Origin of the sequence: Cognatitamlana onchidii (assembly GCF_004804355.1) — a bacterium.
GTDB lineage: Bacteria > Bacteroidota > Bacteroidia > Flavobacteriales > Flavobacteriaceae > Cognatitamlana > Cognatitamlana onchidii.
This window is the reverse complement of sequence record NZ_SRWZ01000001.1, coordinates 263,914-286,606: the sequence shown is the minus strand read 5'-3', so window position 1 is coordinate 286,606 and position 22,693 is coordinate 263,914. Positions and strand designations below refer to the sequence as shown.

20 protein-coding genes are annotated in these 22,693 nt (G+C 34.3%); 8 read left to right on the top strand and 12 right to left on the bottom strand.

Going from position 1 to position 22,693, the window contains the following annotated elements; translation table 11 throughout:
• Positions 1 to 4 precede the first annotated feature (4 nt).
• Both E5D58_RS01385 and E5D58_RS01380 read left to right on the top strand, forming a co-directional pair.
• Complete coding sequence (locus tag E5D58_RS01385) at positions 5 to 820, top strand: SDR family NAD(P)-dependent oxidoreductase (RefSeq protein ID WP_136480042.1); 816 nt, start codon at positions 5 to 7, stop codon at positions 818 to 820.
• Positions 817 to 1,827 (top strand): NAD-dependent epimerase/dehydratase family protein, encoded by a 1,011-nt coding sequence (locus E5D58_RS01380; RefSeq protein ID WP_136480041.1) that lies wholly within the window; start codon positions 817 to 819, stop codon positions 1,825 to 1,827. Before E5D58_RS01385 ends, E5D58_RS01380 begins: the two co-directional genes overlap by 4 nt.
• 418 nt (positions 1,828 to 2,245) lie before the next feature.
• Here E5D58_RS01380 and hutI read toward each other — a convergent pair whose 3' ends face one another.
• Genes hutI through hutH form a run of 3 tightly spaced genes read right to left on the bottom strand, consistent with a single transcriptional unit; the run spans position 2,246 to position 6,986 of the window.
• Positions 2,246 to 3,484 carry an imidazolonepropionase gene (gene hutI / locus E5D58_RS01375; RefSeq protein WP_136480040.1) on the bottom strand — a complete coding sequence of 413 codons (1,239 nt, stop codon included), beginning with the start codon at positions 3,482 to 3,484 and terminating at the stop codon, positions 2,246 to 2,248.
• Entirely contained in the window at positions 3,481 to 5,481 is a 2,001-nt protein-coding gene (locus E5D58_RS01370) for a urocanate hydratase (RefSeq protein ID WP_136480039.1), read from the bottom strand. The genes hutI and E5D58_RS01370 overlap by 4 nt, the downstream gene beginning before the upstream one ends.
• A 14-nt stretch (positions 5,482 to 5,495) precedes the next feature.
• Positions 5,496 to 6,986 carry a histidine ammonia-lyase gene (gene hutH / locus E5D58_RS01365; protein ID WP_136480038.1) on the bottom strand — a complete coding sequence of 497 codons (1,491 nt, stop codon included), beginning with the start codon at positions 6,984 to 6,986 and terminating at the stop codon, positions 5,496 to 5,498.
• 72 nt (positions 6,987 to 7,058) lie between these two features.
• Here hutH and E5D58_RS01360 point away from each other — a divergent pair, with 72 nt between their 5' ends.
• Together E5D58_RS01360 and E5D58_RS01355 are read left to right on the top strand one after the other, a co-directional pair.
• The gene (locus E5D58_RS01360; protein WP_235835814.1) at positions 7,059 to 7,946 is read left to right on the top strand and encodes a LysR family transcriptional regulator; all 888 of its coding nucleotides are present in this window, start codon (positions 7,059 to 7,061) and stop codon (positions 7,944 to 7,946) included.
• Between the two features lie 153 nt (positions 7,947 to 8,099).
• Entirely contained in the window at positions 8,100 to 9,203 is a 1,104-nt protein-coding gene (locus E5D58_RS01355; RefSeq protein ID WP_205660287.1) for a fatty acid desaturase family protein, read from the top strand.
• Between the two features lie 126 nt (positions 9,204 to 9,329).
• Here the strand turns inward: E5D58_RS01355 and E5D58_RS01350 are convergent, their stop codons facing one another.
• The 3 genes from E5D58_RS01350 to E5D58_RS01340 are packed head-to-tail and all read right to left on the bottom strand — an operon-like array spanning position 9,330 to position 10,841.
• Positions 9,330 to 9,644, bottom strand: coding sequence for a hypothetical protein (locus tag E5D58_RS01350; RefSeq protein WP_136480037.1), 315 nt, complete (start codon positions 9,642 to 9,644; stop codon positions 9,330 to 9,332).
• A 13-nt stretch (positions 9,645 to 9,657) separates the two neighbouring features.
• Positions 9,658 to 10,623, bottom strand: a complete 966-nt coding sequence (locus E5D58_RS01345) for a sodium-dependent bicarbonate transport family permease (protein WP_136480036.1) — start codon at positions 10,621 to 10,623, stop codon at positions 9,658 to 9,660.
• 23 nt (positions 10,624 to 10,646) lie between these two features.
• On the bottom strand, positions 10,647 to 10,841 hold the full coding sequence (locus E5D58_RS01340) for a hypothetical protein (protein ID WP_136480035.1): 195 nt from the start codon (positions 10,839 to 10,841) through the stop codon (positions 10,647 to 10,649).
• Between the two features lie 84 nt (positions 10,842 to 10,925).
• Between E5D58_RS01340 and E5D58_RS01335 the strand changes: the two genes are divergently transcribed.
• Positions 10,926 to 11,852, top strand: coding sequence for a LysR family transcriptional regulator (locus E5D58_RS01335; RefSeq protein WP_136480034.1), 927 nt, complete (start codon positions 10,926 to 10,928; stop codon positions 11,850 to 11,852).
• A gap of 28 nt (positions 11,853 to 11,880) precedes the next feature.
• Here E5D58_RS01335 and E5D58_RS01330 read toward each other — a convergent pair whose 3' ends face one another.
• Positions 11,881 to 13,248, bottom strand: coding sequence for a glycosyltransferase family 2 protein (locus E5D58_RS01330; protein ID WP_136480033.1), 1,368 nt, complete (start codon positions 13,246 to 13,248; stop codon positions 11,881 to 11,883).
• A gap of 422 nt (positions 13,249 to 13,670) precedes the next feature.
• Between E5D58_RS01330 and E5D58_RS01325 the strand changes: the two genes are divergently transcribed.
• Together E5D58_RS01325 and E5D58_RS01320 are read left to right on the top strand one after the other, a co-directional pair.
• The gene (locus tag E5D58_RS01325; RefSeq protein WP_136480032.1) at positions 13,671 to 14,735 is read left to right on the top strand and encodes a helix-turn-helix domain-containing protein; all 1,065 of its coding nucleotides are present in this window, start codon (positions 13,671 to 13,673) and stop codon (positions 14,733 to 14,735) included.
• A 122-nt stretch (positions 14,736 to 14,857) separates the two neighbouring features.
• On the top strand, positions 14,858 to 15,343 hold the full coding sequence (locus E5D58_RS01320; protein WP_136480031.1) for a hypothetical protein: 486 nt from the start codon (positions 14,858 to 14,860) through the stop codon (positions 15,341 to 15,343).
• A 157-nt stretch (positions 15,344 to 15,500) separates the two neighbouring features.
• On the opposite strand, the gene E5D58_RS01315 is transcribed toward E5D58_RS01320, so the two are convergent.
• On the bottom strand, positions 15,501 to 17,765 hold the full coding sequence (locus E5D58_RS01315) for a polyribonucleotide nucleotidyltransferase (protein ID WP_136480030.1): 2,265 nt from the start codon (positions 17,763 to 17,765) through the stop codon (positions 15,501 to 15,503).
• Between the two features lie 289 nt (positions 17,766 to 18,054).
• A complete protein-coding gene (gene rpsO / locus E5D58_RS01310; protein WP_136480029.1) occupies positions 18,055 to 18,324 on the bottom strand; it encodes a 30S ribosomal protein S15 in 270 nt (89 codons plus the stop codon).
• Between the two features lie 170 nt (positions 18,325 to 18,494).
• Here rpsO and E5D58_RS01305 point away from each other — a divergent pair, with 170 nt between their 5' ends.
• The gene (locus tag E5D58_RS01305; protein ID WP_136480028.1) at positions 18,495 to 19,607 is read left to right on the top strand and encodes a sensor histidine kinase; all 1,113 of its coding nucleotides are present in this window, start codon (positions 18,495 to 18,497) and stop codon (positions 19,605 to 19,607) included.
• A gap of 148 nt (positions 19,608 to 19,755) precedes the next feature.
• Here E5D58_RS01305 and E5D58_RS01300 read toward each other — a convergent pair whose 3' ends face one another.
• From E5D58_RS01300 to fbaA, 3 genes are all read right to left on the bottom strand, one after another.
• The gene (locus tag E5D58_RS01300; RefSeq protein WP_136480027.1) at positions 19,756 to 20,286 is read right to left on the bottom strand and encodes a hypothetical protein; all 531 of its coding nucleotides are present in this window, start codon (positions 20,284 to 20,286) and stop codon (positions 19,756 to 19,758) included.
• A 76-nt stretch (positions 20,287 to 20,362) separates the two neighbouring features.
• On the bottom strand, positions 20,363 to 21,220 hold the full coding sequence (gene accD / locus E5D58_RS01295) for an acetyl-CoA carboxylase, carboxyltransferase subunit beta (RefSeq protein WP_136480026.1): 858 nt from the start codon (positions 21,218 to 21,220) through the stop codon (positions 20,363 to 20,365).
• 278 nt (positions 21,221 to 21,498) lie between these two features.
• Entirely contained in the window at positions 21,499 to 22,566 is a 1,068-nt protein-coding gene (fbaA, locus tag E5D58_RS01290; protein ID WP_136480025.1) for a class II fructose-bisphosphate aldolase, read from the bottom strand.
• Positions 22,567 to 22,693: the final 127 nt, after the last annotated feature.

Sequence of the window (22,693 nt, the reverse complement as noted above, 5' to 3'; positions counted from 1 at the left end):
AATTATGAAAACGAATTATGCTTTAGTTACAGGAGCGAGTCAAGGGTTTGGAAAGGCATTGGCTTTAGAATTTGCAAATAGAAAGATAAATCTACTTTTAATTGCTTTACCAAATTCAGGATTACCTGAATTATCAAATTTTATTAAACAAATCTATGGTGTGGATGTTCGCTATTTGGAGGTTGATTTAAGTATTGGCCAAAGCTCTTATTTCATTGCAGACTATGTAAATAGTAGTACCCTTCAAATTAAATATTTGGTAAATAATGCAGGGGTTTTAAGTAAAGGCTTGTTTGAAGATCTTAAAGATGAATTTATTTTAAAGCAGATAGCCGTGAATGTTACTGCCCCCACCTTGCTGACCAAAGTATTGCTAGAAAATCTTAAAGCATCTGGGGCGGCATCAATTTTAAACATTAGCAGTATGGCCAGTTTTTTTTTCTTACCAAAAAAGCAAGTATATGGAGCCACGAAGGCATACTTGACTTCATTTTCAAAGAGCTTAAGAAAGGAATTGAAGAAAGACAATATTTCTGTAACTACCATTTGTCCGGGTGGACTAAATACAACAACAAGGTTGTGTTACCAAAACAGACTGGTTAGTTGGATTGCCCAGAAGACTGTTTTAAATCCAGAGGATGCCGCTAAAATAGCAATTAAGGCTATGATTAAGACGGAAATAGTTGTGGTTCCGGGCTTTGTTAATAAATGCCTAATGGCACTGGATAAGTTATTACCAGGTTTTATAAAAGATAGATTAGCGAACAGGGAGATAAACAAATTTGCTATACCAAAATTAGAGGAAACTAATCATCAATGAATCAATTTAGTTCTTTTTTAATGGATGCAGCGACAAAAAAAGTATTGGTTACAGGAGCTAACGGTTTATTAGGTACAAATACAGTTTTAAAATTGCTCAAAGATGGTTTCTATGTTAGAGCTTTTGTAAGGAATAAAAGAAAGTATCTAGGCGGTAGCCATGTTAGCCTAGAACTGTTTGAAGGTGATATAAATATTAGTGAGCATTTGGAACATGCTATTTCTGGTTGTCAATATGTAATTCACATAGCAGCAATTACAGATCAAAGCTTTTTAAAATATAGTGATTACTATAATATTAATGTTAAAGTTGTTAAAGATATTATTCATATTGCGATTAGAAATGGACTCCAAAGAATTATATATGTAGGAACTGCAAACCAATTTGGATATGGGAGTTTAAGTGACTTAGGAGATGAAACTAAAAAAATGAGATATCCTTTCAGTAAAACTTTTTATTCCAGAAGTAAAAAGGAGGCGCATGACTACATCAAAACAATTGGAGATGAAATAGAAATAGTCGTCGTTAACCCAGCCTATATGATTGGCGCTTTTGATACTAAACCAAGTTCTGGTAAAATCGTACTTATGGGGTTAAAGAATCGATTTGTTCTATGTCCCCCTGGTGGAAAAAATTTTGTTTGTGTAAGTGATGTCGCTAAAGGAATAATTAAAGCCTTAAAGTATGGGAAAAATAAAGGCGCTTATTTATTGGCCAGTCAAAATTTAAGTTTTTATGAGTTTTTTAAAATTCTGAAATATTATAGTAACAATAGATTCTTAATAATAAAAGTACCTAAAGAGGCCCTCACTTTATTGGGGTATTTTGGGAAATTATTGAGGTTTTTTAGGGTTAAAACTGATTTTTCTGTTGAAAATATGAAAATACTTTGCATAGAGAGTTATTATTCAAACCAGAAAGCTGTTAGAGATTTAAAACTTGATTTTAAACCCATAGATCATGGTGTTAAAGAGGCACTTTTATGGTTTGAAGGAAGATTGAAATGAGTGCCTTTAGCTGAATTATATTCTAAATGGGTAAAATATTCATTGTTAACCTTGAAAAATAGCGTTAGATAAGGCATGGATAATTAATAAAATAGATTAATGAATTATGTTTTTTAGTTTACACGGTTAATCTTTGGTCATGGATATTCTAAAAGTAATGAAAATAAAAATGAAGATTTTAAAGGGTATATGGATAAGATTCAAATAAAGTTGAAAAGGAAAGGTTGTTTTTATTCATGACTCGACTTTTGCTTTAGATAAAATGAAGGAAATAATAAACATGGATACTTTAGAGTTTCTTAAAACAAAACGTTCAGGGGGCAATCGGATTTTTAAGGAAGCCATTGAAAAGCAAAAACAACAATGAAATATACTTTAGAATCAACCCAATATGTATTTAAGTTTTAAATACATGGTCTTATTTTACTTCTATGCCTTTAATAAAAGTTTTTTCTATATGATTTGTTCCAAAGGAATATGGAATTACACCGTAAGAATTAATAGGTTTTGTAAGTAATACATTAGCTTTTTTGCCAATAGTAATACTGCCAACAGATTTTTCTAAGCCCATGGCATAGGCACCGTTAATTGTGGCTGCATTTATAGCCTCTTCTGGGGTCATTTTCATTTTTATACAAGCCGTTGAGACGATAAAATTCATATTCCCAGAAGGTGATGAGCCGGGGTTATAATCTGTGGCAAGTGCTAATGGTAAACCTGCATTTATCATTTTGCGAGCAGGTGTATAAGGAATGCCTAAAAAAAAGGAACACCCTGGCAATGCTACGGGCATCGTCTTAGTATTTTGTAAAGCATCAATATCTATATCTCGCATTTCTTCAAGATGATCTATAGATAGCGCATTGTACTCAATACCTTTTTGTACGCCACCTATAGATGTAAATTGATTAACATGTATTTTAGGAATTAGTCCATACTTTTTCCCTGCTCTTAAAATGAGATCGGTGTCCTTAACCGAGAAATATCCAGTTTCACAAAAAACATCAATGTATTCAGCAAGGTTTTCCTCTGCTACTAGCGGCAATAACCCTTCAATAATAGTCTCTAAATACTTAGGTTTGTTATTTTTGAATGCTTTTGGCAGAGCATGTGCTGCTAAAAAAGTAGATTTTATTTCAATGGGGTATTCTTCTTTTAAGCGTTTGATAACGTGAAGCATTTTTAATTCGCTTTCCGTTGTTAGGCCATAACCAGATTTTATTTCGATAGCTCCTGTACCTTGCTTTATAACTTCTTCAAGCCTGACTTTGCTTTGTTGGTATAGTTCTTCTCCTGATGTTTTTTGTAATTCTTTTGCCGAGTTTAAAATCCCTCCTCCTTTTTTAGCTATATCTTCATAGCTCAATCCGTTTATTCTATCTACAAATTCGTGTTCTCGGTTACCAGCATAAACAAGATGTGTATGCGAGTCACACCAGGCAGGGAGCAATATTTTCCCTGTAGCATTTATGGTTTTGTTAAAAGTTCCTTTCGGACAATTATTCATGCTTCCATAATCCGCTATAAGACCATTTTCAACAACCAGAAACGCATCTTTTATAGAGGGTAGTTCCCGCATTTCTTTTCCAGACAAAAAGGATATTTTGGATGATCGTATTTGTAAAAGCTCTTTTATATTGATGAAAATAGTTTTCATAACTTGATGTTATTAATTATGGTTTCTTCAACTAGGTTTGGTAAAGTCACTTTGAGCGATGGCGTACGACTCATTTCTCTTTTAATAGCAAATAGGGCTTCTTTATTTCGTGCCCAGCCTCGTCTAGCAATGCCGTTGTTTACATCATAAAAGAGCATGTTTTTTAGTTGGTTTTCAGAATCTAATGAGCCGTCTAGTACGAGTCCAAAACCCCCGTTAATAACTTCTCCCCAACCTACGCCCCCGCCATTGTGAATAGAAACCCAGGTAGCACCCCTAAAGCTATCACCAATAACATTGTGTATGGCCATATCTGCTGTGTATTTACTGCCATCATAAATGTTCGATGTTTCTCTATATGGGGAGTCTGTGCCACTAACATCGTGGTGATCGCGACCTAAAATTACAGGGCCTATAATTCCTTTTTTTATGGCATCATTAAAGGCTTGTGCAATTTTTATTCGCCCTAAGGCATCGGCATAAAGTATTCTAGCTTTAGAACCCACAATCATATTATTGCTTTTGGCATTTTGTATCCACGTTATATTATCTTGAAGTTGCAATTGAATTTCCTTTGGTGCATCTTCAGAAAGTTGTTTCAGAGCGTTTTCTGCAATTTTATCTGTTTCGTCTAAATCTTTCTGAAGTCCAGAACTGCATACCCATCTAAAAGGACCAAACCCATAGTCAAAGCACATGGGACCTAAGATATCTTGTACGTAAGAAGGGTATTTAAAGTCAATGTTATTTTTTGTCAAAACATGGGCACCAGCTCTCGAAGCCTCAAGTAAAAATGCGTTGCCGTAATCAAAGAAGTAAGTGCCTTTTGCACAATGTTTATTTATGGCAGCGGCATGACGTACTAAGGACTCTTTTACTTTAAGTTTGAATTTTTCTGGGTTCTCTTTTAAAAGGTGGTTTGATGCTTCAAAAGACAAGCCAACAGGGTAATAGCCACCAGTCCAAGGAATATGTAAGGAGGTTTGGTCGGACCCTAGATGTATAAAAATACGAGCTTCAAGAAACTGTTCCCAAACATCAACTACATTGCCGATAAAGGCAATGGATAAACTTTTTTTAGATGCTTGAGCCGATTTTGTAAATAAAACCAATTCAGCCATGGAATAAATGAGTTTATCCACCCAACCTTGTTTATATCTTTTTTCGGCCGCCAATGGATTAACCTCTGCAACAATGGTGATGCAACCAACAATATTACCAGCTTTAGGTTGAGCACCACTCATACCCCCAAGACCGGCTGTGAGGAAAATTTTTCCTGCTGGCGATTCTTGAGGTTTTAGTATTTTTCTAAAGGCATTCATTATGGTGATCGTGGTACCGTGAACTATGCCCTGAGGACCTATGTACATAAAGGATCCAGCTGTCATTTGTCCATATTGTGTAACACCCAGAGCATTAAATTTTTCCCAGTGGTCTGGTTTTGAATAATTAGGAATCATCATACCATTAGAAACCACAACTCGAGGTGCTTGTTTAGACGAAGGGAATAGCCCCAATGGATGACCAGAATATATATGTAAGGTTTGCTGGTTGGTCATGGTAGCCAGATATTGCATGGTCAAGAGGTATTGGGCCCAATTTTGAAACACAGATCCATTGCCTCCATAGGTAATGAGTTCCTCTGGATGTTGGGCTACTTCTGGGTCTAAATTATTCTGTATCATAAGCATAATGGCAGCCGTTTGAATGGATTTTGAAGGGTACGCCTTTAAGGGTCTTGCTTTTAATTTATAGGTTGGTTTAAATCGATACATGTAAATTCTTCCATACGTTTTTAGCTCATTTAAAAACTCACTAGCTAGTTCTTGGTGCCATTGGTTTGGAAAATATCTTAATGCATTTTTTAAGGCCAAAAGTTTCTCTGCTTTAGATAATATATCTTTGCGTTTTGGCGCTCTGTTTATTGATTCAGAGATTTTTCTTTTGGCAGGCAAAATGTTTGGGATTCCCTGCAGTATTTCTTCCTTAAAGGTCATTTTCAATTCATGGTTTATTTAACAATAAAGGCTCTGGTTCTTACAAGACTAATCATGGCATTAATGTCATGCATTAAAACCCGATCTTCTTCAAGTTTCGGAACCTTTTTCCTGATAATTTTTAGATTCTCTTCAACTATTTTTGAAAATTCCGAAGGTCTTCTAAACTCCAATGCTTGAGCTGCATACATAAGTTCTATGGCGAGTATTTTTTCTAAATTATTTAGGATTTGATTAAACTTTCTACCAGAGATACTTCCCATAGATACATGATCTTCTTGACCAAGCGAAGTTGGAATACTATCCGCAGAGGGAGGAAAGCATAACGACTTGTTTTCTGCTACCAAAGCAGCTGTAGTGTATTGGGGAATCATAAATCCAGAGTTGAGTCCGCCTGAATCAGTAAGTAATCGAGGTAATCCATATTTTCCCTCTATAAGTAGATAGCATCGCCGATCGACAATATTACCGAGTTCTGATGCTGCAATAGAGGCGTAATCTAGTGCCATGGCAAGAGGTTGGCCATGAAAATTACCTCCAGAAATCGCTTCATCTTTACTTAAAATTATGGGGTTGTCGGTTACGGCATTTATTTCAATTTTTGTTAATTTTTTCAGGTGGTAGTAAGCATTTCTGGAGGCGCCATGTACCTGAGGAATACATCGCATAGAATACGGATCCTGAACGCGCTCACAGTTTTTATGAGAGGTAATATTCGTAGATTCTTTGAATAGTTTTCGCATGCGCTTAGCTACTTTTAGGTTGCCTTTAAAAGGTCTAATAGTATGCAAAGATGCTTTAAATGGAGATTCGCTTCCTTTGTAGCCCTCTATACTCATAGCACCTGAAAGATCGGCTAGGTTTAGAAGGAATTTCATTTTATCGAGCCCTAGAATACTATGGGCTAAAATAAACTGTGTACCATTAATTAGTGCTAGTCCTTCTTTAGCTAATAATTTTAGGGGTTTTAATTTGTGTTTCTGCAGAATGCTGCTTGCGGATATGGTATTATTTTTTACCCAAAATTGTCCTTCTCCCAAAAGGGGTAAAAAAAGATGAGACAAAGGGGCTAAATCCCCCGAAGCCCCTACAGAACCTTGCTCAGGAACAACTGGGAGCAAATCATGTTCAATAAAATATATAATGCGTTCAATAACTTCTACTCTAATTCCAGAAAATCCTTGGCAAAGTGCATGTACTTTGCAAATCATCATTATTTTAGAAAGCTGTTTGTCTATTGGTTTACCAACTCCTACGGCATGTGTTTTGATAAGGTTTTCTTGAAGTTTACTGGTTTCATCTGGAGTAATTTGTACATCGCAAAGGGGACCAAAACCAGTATTAATACCGTATACTGCTTTTTTAGAATTGGCAATGGTGTCAACCATTTTTCTGCACGAATTAACTTTTTCTTGAGCACTTTTCGAGAGAATCGCTTTGGTACTTCCATTGGCAATGGCGATAGCTATTTTTCCAGTTAATGTATCAATACCGTATTTAAACATTTTGTGTTATTTAAGGCTTAATTCAAAGTTATTTGATATATTGATGCTTAACAAGATTAATTTATTGTAATAATGATAACTATAGGTAATCAATTAGAGTTGAGGCATATTCGATATTTTTTGGCCGTAGCCGAAGATTTACATTTTAGAAAAGCTGCGGAGCGATTGTTTATTTCTCAACCTGGTTTAAGTAGACAAATAAGACATATGGAAGACGTATTGGGTCTAACGTTGTTTCACAGGCATAATAGAAAGGTCGAGCTTACGGTGGCTGGAGCATATTTAAAGGATGAATTAAATGCATACAATAAAAGTTTGGAGCACACTTTTAATCATGCAAAGCGTTTGAGTGATGGGCAGGAAGGTGCCTTAAAACTTGGGTATGTAGGATCTGCCATGAATAAAATCATTCCGGAACTACTTTTACAGTTTGAAGCCACTCATAAGGATATAGTCCTGTCGTTACAAGAGATGGATAACCAAAGGCAAATAGATAGTTTGATTTCTCAAGATATTGATTTAGGCTTTGTTAGACTGGATAGAATACCCAGAGGGATTAGGTCTAAACCTTTGCTAAAAGAACCCTTTTGCATTGTTCTGCCAAAAGAACACTCTCTTGATGCAACCAATTTTAATAGTATATCTCAATTAAGAGAAGAACCTTTTATTTTGTTTAATGCAGCTTATAGTGCTTCCTATTTTGAAAAAGTAATGGGTATTTTCGATGAAGCTGGTTTTGTTCCTAATGTAACACACAATACTATTCATGCAGCCTCGATCTATACTCTAGTGGATAAAGGTTTTGGGATTTCTATTGTTCCAAAGTCTTTAGTTAATACTTCTAATGATAGCTTAAAATTTATTGAAATAAAATCTAAGATTCACTTAACTACGCTTTCTGCGGTCTGGAACGAAAGGAATAGAAATCCGGTGCTTCAAAACATGATTATGTATATTTAAGAGGGGTTTGACTAGATGTATGGAGATGTGAGTTTTATTTGATTGAATTCAGGCGCATCTTCACGATATTTGTCTAATAAATTGAGGCTTTTAGAACTTGTTCATTCCCTGCTTTATCTTTAATTTTGCAGTATATTTTTAAAGATTTGTTATATGAGTGCTGAAATTATATTTAATCAAAACGCCACAGATAATAAACATTATAGATCACTCAAAAAAAAAGTAGATGCTGCGGTTAAAGATTTGCCAAAAACCAGAATCCTTAAAAAGCAAATAGTCACTTTTTTCTTTATTGCACTTTACGTACTCATTTATTTTGTAGCTATGCGAAATATTGAAAATGTTGGTTTGTATTATTCGTTGTACGTGGCACTTGGAGTTGTAATAGTATTTATTTTTTTGAATATCATTCATGACGCCGTTCATAATCATGTTTTTAAAAAGCAATGGGCTAATAATGCGATTTTATTGGTGTTTGATTTTATGGGGGCAAACAGTTATATCTGGAAAAACAGACATATTAAAATGCACCATAATTATCAGAATATTATGGGATGGGACTCTGATATAGAGCAGGCAGGTCCAGTAAAGATTTATCCAGCGGCAGAATCGAAACCTATCCATAGAAAGCAGCACTGGCTTGTGTTTTTTATGTATCCTTTGTATCTTTTTAATTGGGTTCTAATAAGGGACTTTAAAGATTTTTTTCAGGAGGATCGTTGTATAAAAAAGAAGTTAAAAGACATACCAAAAATAGAATTTGTAAAATTATTTTTCTTCAAATTTTTCTTTGTATTCTACTTACTTTTTGTACCAATCTTAATGGGACAGAAAACAGGTGTTGCTATAGGAGCGCTCTTAGTTATGCTAGTGGTAGGTAGCTTGATTGCGTTAACCATTTTATTAACGGCTCATCCTAATTTGGCTAATGAGTTTCCGGTGCCAGACGAACATGGTAAAATGCCAAATAGTTGGCTAGAACATCAGTTTATTACCACCAATGATGTTACAATGGATAATTGGTTTAGCAGAGTGTTTATGGGTAATTTTAATTACCACATTGTGCATCATATTTTACCAAATGTTAATTCTGTATATGCACCAGAAGCGACTCAAGTTATTAAAGAATTTGCTCAAGAAAATGGTTTTGAATATAAATCTATGAGTATGTGGAAGGCCTTAAAAGAGCATTACTTGCTCATAAAAACAAATGCACAAGCTGCGGCTGAATTTGATATCTTGGAAGAAGATATGTGATATTAGAATATTGAATACGCAACAATATAAGCCCTTTTTTAAGTTAATTAAAAAAGGGCTTTTTCATGCAATTTAATGTGTCTTTAAGATTCTAAATTGCTTAAGAACTTAGCTGTAAATAATGAATTATTCTTCAATTTTTATAGACAGTGTTCCGTACAGTTTTAATTTTTTCATGTCCTTTCTAGCATCTTTAAAGAATGATTTTGCATCCAGTTTGGCATCAATTAGCTCATTGATTCTTCCACTGTCATATTCGCATGGGTCATTACAATTACCTTCTGTTATGGATAGTCTTTTAAGCTTATGATAGTTGATTTTAATATCCAAAATGGCATCAATAATATTTGCTGCGTCTGATGGATTAAACATGCCATCTACAAGCTTGATTTCTTGTTCTACCTGGGATTTTGTTGGAGATTGTTTTTCTGAAGTTTTCATAATTAAATGTTTTTTAAAAGTTTTGAATAATACATAAATATAGAGGCATTCCTAAGGTAATATTAAAAGGGAATGTAATAGCTAAGGCCATTGGGATATACAAACTAGGACTGGCTTTTGGAACGGCTATTTTCATTGCAGCAGGAACAGCAATATACGATGCGCTTGCTGCTAATATCGCAAATAGTAGCCTGTTACCAGTACCGCTTACAAAAGCCCCAGTCATTGCAGCAACTATGCAGCCGTTTATTATTGGAATAATTATCGCAAAAAGGAATGCAAACCACCCTTTTTTTATGAGTTTTGAAATTTTTCTTCCGCTGGTTATTCCCATGTCTAAAAGGAATACGGCTAAAAATCCTTTAAAAATATCTGTTGTAAATGGTTTGATGCCTTCCGCTTGCGCATCACTTGCCAAAAAACCAATAACAAGACTTCCTATTATTAGTAAAACACTTCCATTAAAGAGGGCATGTCTTAAAACGGCCGATAAAGGAATGTCTGTTTTCTTTTTACCTCCAGTTGAAACCATAATTAGGAGTAAGCCAACCATAATTGATGGCGCTTCCATTAGAGCCATAACAGCAACCATATGGCCGCTGAAGGGTATTTGCATAATTTCTAAATAAGAAATAGCTGTTACAAATGTTACGGCACTTACAGAGCCATAGGATGCAGCAATGGCTCCTGCATTTTCGATGCTAAATTTTTTGCGGAGAATAAAGTATGTGTAAATAGGAACTGCAACGGCTAAAAGAATTCCAAATAGGAGTGCCCATATAATTTCTAAATTGAAAGGGCTATGAGACAACTCTTGACCCCCTTTAAAGCCAATAGCTAATAATAAATAAAGAGAAATAAATTTTGAAGAGTTTTCGGGAATTCTTAGGTCACTCTTAAGTTGAACCGCAATAAGCCCTAAAAAGAAGAAGAGCAAAGCTGGATTTGTTAGGTTGTCGATTAATAAATGTAAGTCCATTTTAAAAAATTTCTGGTTTTCAATTAAATACTAGTTTTTTTGTGTAATAAGGCTAAACCAATAATGAGCCCGCAAACAACTAGTTCTCTTATCAATATACCACCACTCCTTAAAGAGAAGGTTATTGCTAGTAAGTACATTGAAGTCATGATAACATCGTTCATTGAAATTGTTTTTTCATGTAGGTTTTTAAAACTGCGTAAAAGTTTTTGCTTCATTGTGAATTTATTTTTTTGCAAAGTTTGTACATATAATTCATATATTTTTATTTATATTTATTATGTTAACCATAACATTTTTTTATGAATTATACATTGCACCAGCTTGAAGTGTTTCTAAAAATTGCTGAATTACAAAGTGTTACAAAGGCCTCAGAGGCATTATATCTTACTCAACCTGCTGTGTCAATTCAGCTTAAAAAATTTCAGGAACAGTTTAAAATTCCGTTATTCGAAGTTGTTGGAAGGCGCATTTATATTACTGAATTTGGAGAAGAAATTGCTCATGCTGCTGAGAAAATAATGGACGAAGTTAGAGCGATTGATTATAAAGCTTTGTCTTACCAAGGCGAACTTGCAGGAAAGCTTAAGATTGCAATTGTATCTACCGCAAAATATGTAATGCCTTATTTTATTTCAGACTTTATTAACACGCACCGTGGTGTGGACTTGATAATGGATGTTACAAATAAAGCTTCCGTAATTAAAGCTCTAGAGAATAATGAAGTAGATTTTGCCATGGTTTCAACCATTCCTAAAAAACTAAAAATAAACAGAATTGAGCTTATGAGAAATGAACTGTACATGGTAGGAGGGAAGGACTATGTTCATAAGGGTAAGTACCTTTCGAAAACTGCATTTCAAAATTTGCCACTTATTTACCGAGAACAAGGCTCTGCCACTCGTTTGGCCATGGAAAAATTTATTGATTCTAAAAAGGTATCAACTTACAAGAAGATGGAGTTGACTTCTAATGAAGCTTTAAAACAAGCTGTTATTTCTGGATTAGGATATTCTATTATGCCATTAATAGGTATTAAAAACGCTCTAACCATTGGAGATTTACAGATAATACCTGTAAAGGGCTTACCAATTGTTACTAATTGGAACTTAATTTGGCTTAGTTCTAAAAACATGTCTACCATTGCCAAATCGCTAATTGATTATGTAACTGAAAACAAGCAGGCTATTATTAATAAGCATTTTGATTGGTTGCAAACCTCAAAATAAGCCAAGTTATACCTTTATAACCTATTAGCTATTTTATTTCTCTGGTTAACCAACCACTTTTATTTGCTGTAGCGATTGAGTAGGGCGTAATCCAAAACAATCCAAATGTATACAATATGCTATAGGTATATGCCCATAATGATTCTGATAAATCATATTTTTTAGCATAAAAAATAACAGAAAAAGTTGATAGAATAAAGACACTAAAAAGGGTAGAGCTTATAAATAGTAAAGGGTGCATAACAACAAAAAGTAACATAAAAATTAAAAAAGGATAGCACATTATGATTTCAAGAGACTGACTTAAAAATAATAAGCGCGTTCCGAACTTTGATTCTTCTTTAAAATTTGTAAATACGTATTTAGACATGGCTATATTTTCACGAACATTGCTTCGACCCCATCTAATAAACATTTTGTACAAATCATTGTATTTTTCAGGAACGTTGGTATAGGCATAGGCATTTCTTTGAAATAAAACATGGTAGCCCTGTTTTAAAATCATGTTGGTCATTGCCCGGTCCTCGCCAATATCTGATGGTTTTCCCATAAAAGTTTGATTAATCCATTCTGGAAGACAAGCAAAAACAGCATCACGGCGATATGCCGCCAGGGCACCTGGCGTACACAATACAGAATTAAGACTACTCTCAGCTGAACGCACAAACTCGAAACTTAAAACAAAACTAACATCCAGCATTTTTGGAAGCAGAGCTTTCTTATTATTTAGTACTCTAATATTTCCTGCAACAGCCCCGCATTTTTCGTTTGATACAAAAGGACTTACTAAATTTCTTAGGGTGTCTTCTGTTACAATAGAATCGCTATCTACAGTAACAAATATATCACCTGTACCTTCATTAAATCCGCGATAAAGTGCATGACGTTTTCCTTTGTTTTTAGGTTGCTTAAAGATAGACAAGCCATCTCCTAAAACTTTTTTAGCCTCGATAATCCAAGGCCAGGTATCATCTTTGCTACCATCGTCAATAGCCAGTAATTGTAATTTATGTTTCGGATAATCACTTTTAGCTAAACTCATAAGTGTATCGTAAACTTGTTTGCCTTCGTTATAGGCTGGAACAATGACCGTACAGGAGGGTAGCTCATTGTCCAAGGCAGATGCTATTGGTTTGTATTTAAAGTATTTGTAGAGGGTGTATATAAAAAAACTGGCCTTAAAAATAAGTAAGGCAACTGCTATAATCATAAAAGTAGATCCCAATATCGATCCCGTTCTTTCAATATTAAATTCGTAGAAATCATTTTGAAGTATGAAGAATAAATATATCGCATCAAGTATTAGAAGAAAAGTACATACTAATACGATAAAACTCCAGAGGTTTGTTTTTTTGTATTTAATATTAATAATACGGTGAAGTCTTTTAATACTCATGATAGAGGGGTTTTAATGGATCACTAAATAGTAATGGTTTTATGGGTTATACGTGAATAAAACAGGTTTAGATTTTTTTTAAAACCATATTGTGATAATGGAAGATACAGATGCTATTTTTTATTAAATATTTGATTTTAAGAAAAATAGATGGTAAAGTGATTTGAGAACTATTTATAGTAACATTAATGTCCCAATGTATTTACGTAAAACATGTTTTTTAAAGAATAGTATTAGTTACTAAACAATTGTTTAAAGGACTACGAGGTTCCTTTTCGAATTCGATTTGAAGCATTTGTGGTTGTGTAATAACCTGAAATTCTTAAATTTAGTAAAATTTACTGACAGATTTGACATCAATTATCAATTTTTTTCTAATCGCTGGAGTCGTTCAAGGTTTTGCATTTAACCTTGTTACAACTTTGTCTAAAAAAAAGTGTGATCGCGTAATTATTTTCTTAAACCTTACGGTGCTTTTTATTTCATTAAACAACCTTCAAAGGTGGTTGATAGATAATGGTTATATTTCAGATTGCTTTGTAATTCAACAACTACTAGTACCTTGGTATGTTCTTGTCTTACCTATGTTTTATGCTTTTACCACGCACTTTGTTCAAGTTCAAGACAAAGTCAGAGATTTTTTAAAGTTTTCATTAATTGTTTTTACCGTCGAAATAGTAATTCGTATGGGTTTGATATTATATGTTTACTATTATGTGCCAAATCGAGATATTCACCTTATCGAGGTTTATTCATTATATGAAGATGTTTTTAATCTCTTATATAGTATTTTTCTTTTTGTGAAGGCCAGTTTGTTAATTTTTAGGAGAAACCATCTAATAACGTACATATTGTCTTATGATGACCTAAATTGGATTAAGTGGTTTATTAGAATGGGAGTCGTAGTCATTGGCTTTTGGGCAGTTGCATTACTTATTAAGTTGCTTACTGGAAATACTGAGGCTTTTTTGTTTTTGAATCTCAGCTCTTCCATTGTGCTTTACTGGATGGGGTACCAAGGGGTTTATAAATATAATGTTTTAAGAGATAGAATCGTATTACGAAGTTCTATAGAAACCAATAAGGTATTAATAGGAGCGCAGGAATTAAAAGCGCATTCTCATAGTGAAGATGAATTTTTAAATGAGAAACATCAAAAAGATTTTGAAAAGATAAAGTCACATATCATTAATGATAAATTATACCTAGACCCATTATTAAGTATGGAAGTATTGGCTGCAGAGTTAGGAATGAGTAAAAGTTATTTCTCAAAACTAATAAATTCCTACAGTGATTTTAATTTCTCTGATTTTATTAACGCATTAAGGATAGAACAAGCAAAGAGATTTTTATCTAATAAAGCCTATAGTAACTACACCATAGTTGCCATTGGTTTGGAATGCGGCTTTAATTCGAAATCGACGTTTTACGCTGCGTTTAAAAAATTCACCTCAGAAACACCTTCTACATTCAGAGCTAAGTATTAAGTGTTTATATTGTCCGAAATTATCGTTGGACGCCCTATTTTTTATTCTAAAGATTTTTTCGGATAGTTAATATCTCGATGTACCATAACTTTAATGGTAGCTATTAATCAAAAGTTAGTATCATGAGAGTTATAGGATGTGTTGTCGTACTTATTATGTACTTAAATCCAAAATTGAGTTATGCTCAGAAACCCGAGAGTTTAAATAAAATATTTGTTAGAGTTTATAATTTGAACGATAAAAAAATTGGTACAGGAAAAATTGCTTTTATAAACGATAGCGTTATAGGACTTAGACGATCCGAAGTATACCGAAGTCTTTTTTTGAAGGATATAGGTAGAATTAAAACAAAAAAATCGGCTGGGAATAATATTGCTAAAGGCGCTTTAGTTGGTACGGGGGTAGGAGTTGCCCTTGCTATTACAGCGAACGAGGACGATCTTTGGCCTTATTCGAGAGGAGGGGCTATCTTAGCTTTTGGATTCTCTGGAGCTTTTTATGGTGCTGCTGTTGGGGGGATCACGGCTATATTTAAAAATAGTGAAGGCTTTATTATAAACGGCGATTCTAAACGTTGGCAATTGTTCAAGGAATCCGTAGCTCGTTAAAGCTTAAATAATATAACTGCATCTAGCTTTAATAGTGTTAAAAAAATGCGAATTATTTATAATACCGTTTAGATATAATTTTTAAAACGAGTAACACAAAAAGAAAAAGCCATCAATTTTATTTGATGGCTTTTAAACTTAAAAAGTATGGAAAGTATTAATCTTCCTTCTTATCTTCTCTAGGTTTTCTATCCTCTCTGCGATTATCTCTTCCGCGATTGTCACGTCCACGGTTATCTCTACCTCTGTTGTCACGACCACCTCTGTTGTTATCTCTAGGAGGTCTTGGTTGCCAACCTTCTGGTTTTGGTAAAATAGCTTTACGAGATACTTTTTCTTTGCGTGTTTTTGGATCAACTCCAAAGTACTTCACATCAAATATATCACCCATATTCACAACATCCGATACATTTTCGGTACGTTCCCAAGCTAGTTCACTTACGTGTAATAACACCTCGTTACCTGGCGCTTCAGTATATTCTACTACGGCACCAAAATCAAGCATTTTAATTACTTTTACTTCGTAAACGCTACCAACTTCAGGCTTAAACATTAAAGCATCAATTTTGGCAAGTACAGCATCAATACCTTTGCTACCAACACCTAAAACTTCAACCACACCTTCTTCAGTTATAGGGTCTTCATTAATAACTATAGTGGTTTCTGTTTCTTTTTGCAGTTCTTGAATTACTTTTCCGCCAGGACCAATTAAAGCACCAATAAACTCGTTAGGAATACGTCTAGTAACCATGGTAGGCGCGTGCTCCTTAACTTCTGCATTAGGTGTTGCTATGGTTTCAGTTATCTTACCTAAAATATGTAAACGACCATCACGTGCTTGTTTTAAAGCGTTCACTAAGATTTCGTAAGACAATCCTTTTACTTTAATATCCATTTGGCAAGCGGTGATACCGTCTTCAGTACCGGTTACTTTAAAGTCCATATCACCTAAATGATCTTCATCACCTAAGATATCAGATAAAACCGCGTAGTTTCCAGTCTCAGCATCTGAGATTAATCCCATAGCAATACCAGAAACCGGTTTCTTTAGTTGTACACCAGCATCCATCATAGCCATTGTTCCAGCACAAACGGTTGCCATAGATGAAGAACCATTTGATTCTAAAATCTCAGAAACCACACGTACTGTATAAGGACAGTCTTCAGGAACCATACCTTTTAAAGCACGTTGGGCTAAGTTACCGTGTCCAACTTCACGACGAGATGTTCCACGAATAGGTCTAGCTTCACCTGTTGAAAAAGGAGGGAAGTTATAATGTAAATAGAAGCGCTCTTCACCTTCAAAAGATGGCATATCTATTTGGTTAGCTTCTCTAGAAGTACCTAAGGTTACTGTGGCTAGTGCTTGAGTTTCCCCTCGTGTAAATATTGAAGAACCGTGTGTAGATGGTAAGTAGTCAACCTCACACCATATTGGTCTGATATCGGTTGTTTTACGGCCGTCTAAACGTAAACCTTCATTCAAAGTTAAGTCACGTACAGCGGCCTTTTCAGCTTTACTGTAATATTTGGAAATTAAATCGCCGAAATCTTCTAGCTCTTCTTCAGAGAATGAAGCCACAATTTCCTCCTTTATTTCTGCAAAAGCAGCACTTCTTTCGTGTTTGGAAGAACCCGCTTTAGCTACAGCATACACTTTGTCGTATGCCATATCATGAATCTTTTTAGCTAAGTCCTCATCTTCTCTTTCAGGTTCATATTCACGAGTTTCTTTTTTGCCAAAGGCTTCCGCTAATCTAATTTGAGCATCACATTGTACTTTAATAGCTTCATGCGCAAACTTGATAGCTTCAGTCATTTCTTCTTCAGAAATCTCATCCATTTCACCCTCAACCATCATTACAGAATCAGCCGAAGCGCCAATAACCATATCGATGTCAGATTCATCTAGCTGAGAGAAAGAAGGATTGATAATTAATTCACCATTAATACGACCAACTCTTACTTCGGAGATTGGGCATTCAAAAGGGAAATCGGATAATTGAATAGCTGCAGAAGCGGCTAAACCAGCCATAGCATCTGGCATTACTTCAGGATCGTGAGACATTAACTGAATCATTACCTGAGTTTCAGAGTGATAATCTTTTGGGAATAACGGACGTAAAACGCGGTCTACTAAACGCATGGTTAATACCTCGCCGTCACTTGGTCTAGCTTCTCTCTTAAAGAATCCACCAGGGTATCTCCCTGCTGCCGCAAATTTTTCACGATAGTCTACTGTTAAAGGTAAAAAATCGACATCGGCAGCTTTGTAATTGGAAACAACGGTACATAATAACATACAGTTTCCAGATTGCACGACAACGCTACCATGAGCTTGTTTTGCTAATTTTCCAGTTTCGATAGAAATTTCTCTACCGTCACCAAGGTCAATAACCTCTTTAAATGTTTTTGGAATCATAAATTTTTTTCTTGTCACCTAAGCACAGATATGCTTAAGCTTTGTTAAACAATGGTCGTTGTGTTGTGTGTAGTTGTTGTGTGTGACTAAATGTCTCGACCAATGAAAAACCTTTTGTCCTGAATCTATTTTCAGAATCTAGCTTCTTCTAAATACTGCGAGGTTTAGACTCTGTCGCAAGAGTTATATTATTCGGGGTCTGCCTGTTGGTAGAATTCCCTGTCTAAAAGCCTTAAATTAAGGCAAAAACAAAAGACCACGCTAATGACGTGGTCTTTATGTTTTTCGATTATTTTCTTAATCCTAATTCTTTTACTATGGCACGATATCTTAAGATATCTTTCTTAGTTAAGTAATCTAATAAAGCACGACGCTTACCTACTAATTTTACTAACGAACGCTCTGTGTTATAATCTTTACGATTCTTTTTTAAGTGTTCTGTTAAGTGATTAATTCGTGCCGTAAATAAGGCGATTTGTCCTTCAGCAGAACCAGAATCATTTTTTCCTTTTCCGTGTTTTGCGAAGATTTCTTCTTTTGCTTCTTTTGATAAATACATGCTAATATTGTTGTAAATAATTGTTATGTAAACGAAAGTCTATCTTTCGAGCGGCAAATATAGGAACTTTTTTGGGTTTAAAACTTTTTTTGCGTAACTTTTACTTGACATTTACCCTAGCCTAAGACCATAAGTATATAATAGCGTATATAACTTGTAATTTCTTATGCATGAAAGCGTCATTTCTTCACAATAATTTTCCTGACACCTACGATTCCTTTGAAAAAATATTTAACAATACTTACAACGGTATTGTAATACTTACTTTAGATGGGGATTGGATAAAAGTAAATGATAGTATTTGTGATTTGTTTGGATATACCCGAAACGAGTTATTTAATATGGATATTCAAAATATTGTATTTAGAGAGGATTTGGGAGTACATCAAACTAAATATGAACGATTATTAGCTGGGAAAATCGATCGGTATCGTGTGCGTCAACGCTACTTTCATAAAGATGGTTCTATTATATGGGTACTCATTTCGGTCTCCCTAATTAATAATAAAGATGGTTCTCCAGCCCAAATGATATGGCAATTTTCGGATATAACGAGTCGTAAACTAAATCAAGATAAGTTGAAACTTATGTTAAAGGTTGTTAGAGAACAAAATGAAAGACTCAATACATTCGCCGATATTATAACTCATAATTTACGATCTCATTCGGGAAACCTGTCGACTATAAAAGGTTTTTTACAAGAAGAGTTTGAGTGGCTTAACGACAATGAGAATTTTGATTTGATGGTTAAAGCCATAGATAATTTGGAAGAAACAGTGTCTCATTTAACCGAAGTTGCTAAAATTAAACAAGTTGGAAATGATGAAGTTGAAACATTAAACCTTCTTGATTATGTAGAGAAAGCTATTTATAACGTCACAGCATTGGCTAGAAACACAAATACTGCAATTATTAATAGTATTGAGGATGATGTATTTGTTAAAGGTGTTCCTGCTTACCTGGATAGTATTGTATTGAACTTCTTAACTAATGCTATTAAGTATAGGTCTGAAGCTAGACCCTCAGAAATTAAAATATCTGTTGAAGAAGATGAGAATTATGTTATTTTAATTATTGCAGACAATGGAATTGGGATCGACTTAGAAAAGTATGGAAAGAAGCTTTTTCATATGTATAAAACCTTTCATATTAACAAAGATGCTATTGGGATTGGTTTATTTATTACTAAAAATCATATAGAATCGATGGGAGGTAAGGTTGAAGTTGTGAGCCAAGTAGATAAGGGCACGGAGTTTTCAATATATCTAAAAAAAGCCTGCTAGAAATACCCTAACAAGCTTTTTGTTAAATCTATACCTTTTCTAATAAGTGAAATTCTATAGCTGTTTAAAGAACCTTCTTAACAATAAAACTATTTTTAAGTCAAAGAGTTTTTTCTTTTTACTGATTTATGAGAGCTCTATTCCGTTTTTAAATAACGTCAATGACAACTTTAATATCTACTTTTATGTTAATATCAAAGCTCACAGGAGTTTCACTTATTGTTCCGGATATTTGTGCTGTTACAGATTTGTTGTTTTTTAACAAGTTAGCAATATTATCATAATCACTAGCCGTTCCAACCATATAACTAGTATTAGAGTCGTCGGCCGCTTTTAAGTCAGTATCGGCTAACCGTAATGTAACGCTATCAAAGGTCAATAAAACATTACTTAAGGTAGTTAATTCTGCTCCCTCAAAATTATCTATTTCAAAAGTAATTGAGTTTACCGCAACACTTTGTATTAAATCTAAGTTGTCATCAATATCCTGATTATCAGTTAGGTTGATAGTTATTGATTCTGATATACTTACAGGTGTGCCTTCAGAATCTGTACTTTCTGAAACAATAATGGTGTAGGCAAAGCTGTCGTTTACATCAAACTCGGTAAGTTTGTCTATTTCGTCACAGCTAAAGACATTTAAAAGTAAAATAATTAATAATGTAGCTTTTGTTTTCATGATAATAAAGTGTTTAATGAATATTAAGCTATTAACATATATATTTAAGTACTTAGGGAAAGTATTTAAAATTAAATTAAGCCCTCAAAGGTTGATTTGTAATTAAGTCCAAGTATTGGTTTACTTTATTTTTTAATTCTTTTCTTACTGTAATAAAATCAAGGAAACCATGTTCTAGCAAGAATTCGGAAGTTTGAAAGCCTTCAGGTAATTCTTTACCAGTAGTGTCTCTAACTATACGAGGTCCGGCAAAACCAATTAAGGCGCCTGGTTCGCTAATATTTATATCGCCTAGCATAGCAAAAGAAGCTGTCGTCCCCCCTGTGGTAGGGTCTGTACACAACGAAATATATGGAATTTTAGCTTCTGCTAATTGGGCAAGTTTAACAGATGTTTTTGCCAATTGCATTAACGACAAAGCAGCTTCCATCATTCTAGCACCGCCAGATTTAGAAATTACCATTAAAGGAATATTATGCTTTAATGAATAATCTGCAGCTCTGGCTATTTTTTCGCCAACCACACTCCCCATAGAACCTCCAATAAAAGCAAAATCCATGCAGGCAACCACTAAGTCTTTTCCTTTAGATTTTCCTACTGCTGTTCTTACAGCATCCTTAAGTTTTGTTTTATCTTGAGCTGCTTTTAAACGCTCAGGATACTTTTTTGTGTCTTCAAACTTTAAGGGGTCTTTAGACTCAAGATTTTTATCAAGTTCCTTGAATTTGTTGTCATCAAAAAGTATTTCAAAATACTCTTTACTTCCAATTCTAACATGGTAGCCATCTTCCGGACTTACATAATAGTTTTTTTCTAACTCTTCAGTATCAACGATTTTACCAGTAGGAGATTTATACCACAGTCCCTTTGGCGTGTCTTTTTTCTCTTCGGTGGTTGTTGTAATTCCCTTTGTTTTTCTTTTAAACCAAGACATATAGTTTGTGTGTTTTTAGATTTTATTATCTTAAATAATCTAAATAGCTAATATTTGGCATTGTTTGCGTGGTGTTTATTAAGTATATAACTATAAAATTCATCAAGCCGTCACAACAAGCCAGACTACAAAATTAAACCTTTTTTTAATTTTGTAATAACTCCATCATGTTTTTATTACCGTTTCAAGGCTATAACCTTGTTAAATCGGACATAAACAAAAATGACCTCACTACTAAGTGAAGCCATTTTAGGGTTTTTGTGGTAAAAATAATTTTATTACAATGTGTTTACATTGTTTAAATCTTCAAAGGCTTTTTTCAAACGAGTTACGAATGATTTTTCACCTTCGCGCAGCCAAACTCTGGGGTCGTAGAATTTTTTGTTAGGCGCATCGTTACCATCAGGGTTACCAATTTGAGATTGAAGGTATTCCGTTTTTTCACTCATATAATCTCTAATTCCACTCATAAATGCATACTGTAAATCGGTATCAATATTCATTTTGATAACACCATAGCTTATTCCTTCACGAATTTCTTCAACTGTAGAACCCGATCCACCATGGAATACAAAGTCTATATGATTATGCCCTACACCATATTTTTTTGAAATATATTCCTGAGAGTTTTTCAAAATTTTTGGAGTTAGTTTTACATTTCCTGGCTTATATACACCATGAACATTACCAAAGGCAGCAGCAATAGTAAATTGCGAACTAACTTTACTTAACTCCTCATAAGCATAAGCAACTTCTTCTGGTTGGGTATATAACTTCGAGTCGTCTACATCTGTATTATCAACACCATCTTCTTCACCACCGGTAATACCAAGTTCTATTTCTAAAGTCATACCCATTTTGGACATTCTTTCTAAATACTGTTTACAAACTTCAATATTTTCCTCAATTGGCTCCTCAGATAAGTCAATCATATGCGAGCTAAACAAAGATTTTCCAGTTTCTGAAAAATGCTTTTCACTAGCATCCAATAAACCATCAATCCAAGGTAATAGCTTTTTAGCACAGTGATCTGTATGTAAAATAACAGGAACACCATAAGCCTCTGCTAAGGTATGAACATGCTTAGCTCCAGCGATGGCCCCAGCGATAGCAGCTTTTTGTCCGTCATTATTCAATCCTTTACCAGCATTAAATTGAGCTCCCCCATTTGAGAATTGAATGATTACAGGCGCGTTTAAGTCTCTAGCGGTTTCTAAAACACCATTAATCGTATCTGAACCAATAACATTGACAGCTGGAAGTGCGTAGTTATTTGCTTTCGCATGATCGAAAATGGCTTGAACCTCTTTTCCAGTAGCCACTCCTGGTTTTATATTATGTCCCATTTTTTTAATTTAATTTAATTTCTAATTTAATAAATTCAAAAGTAATGATTTTTTGAAGATTTTATGTTGGATTTATAGGTTGAATTATCCAAAATAAAACTAAAACGATTTAGTAAGGGTATAGCGT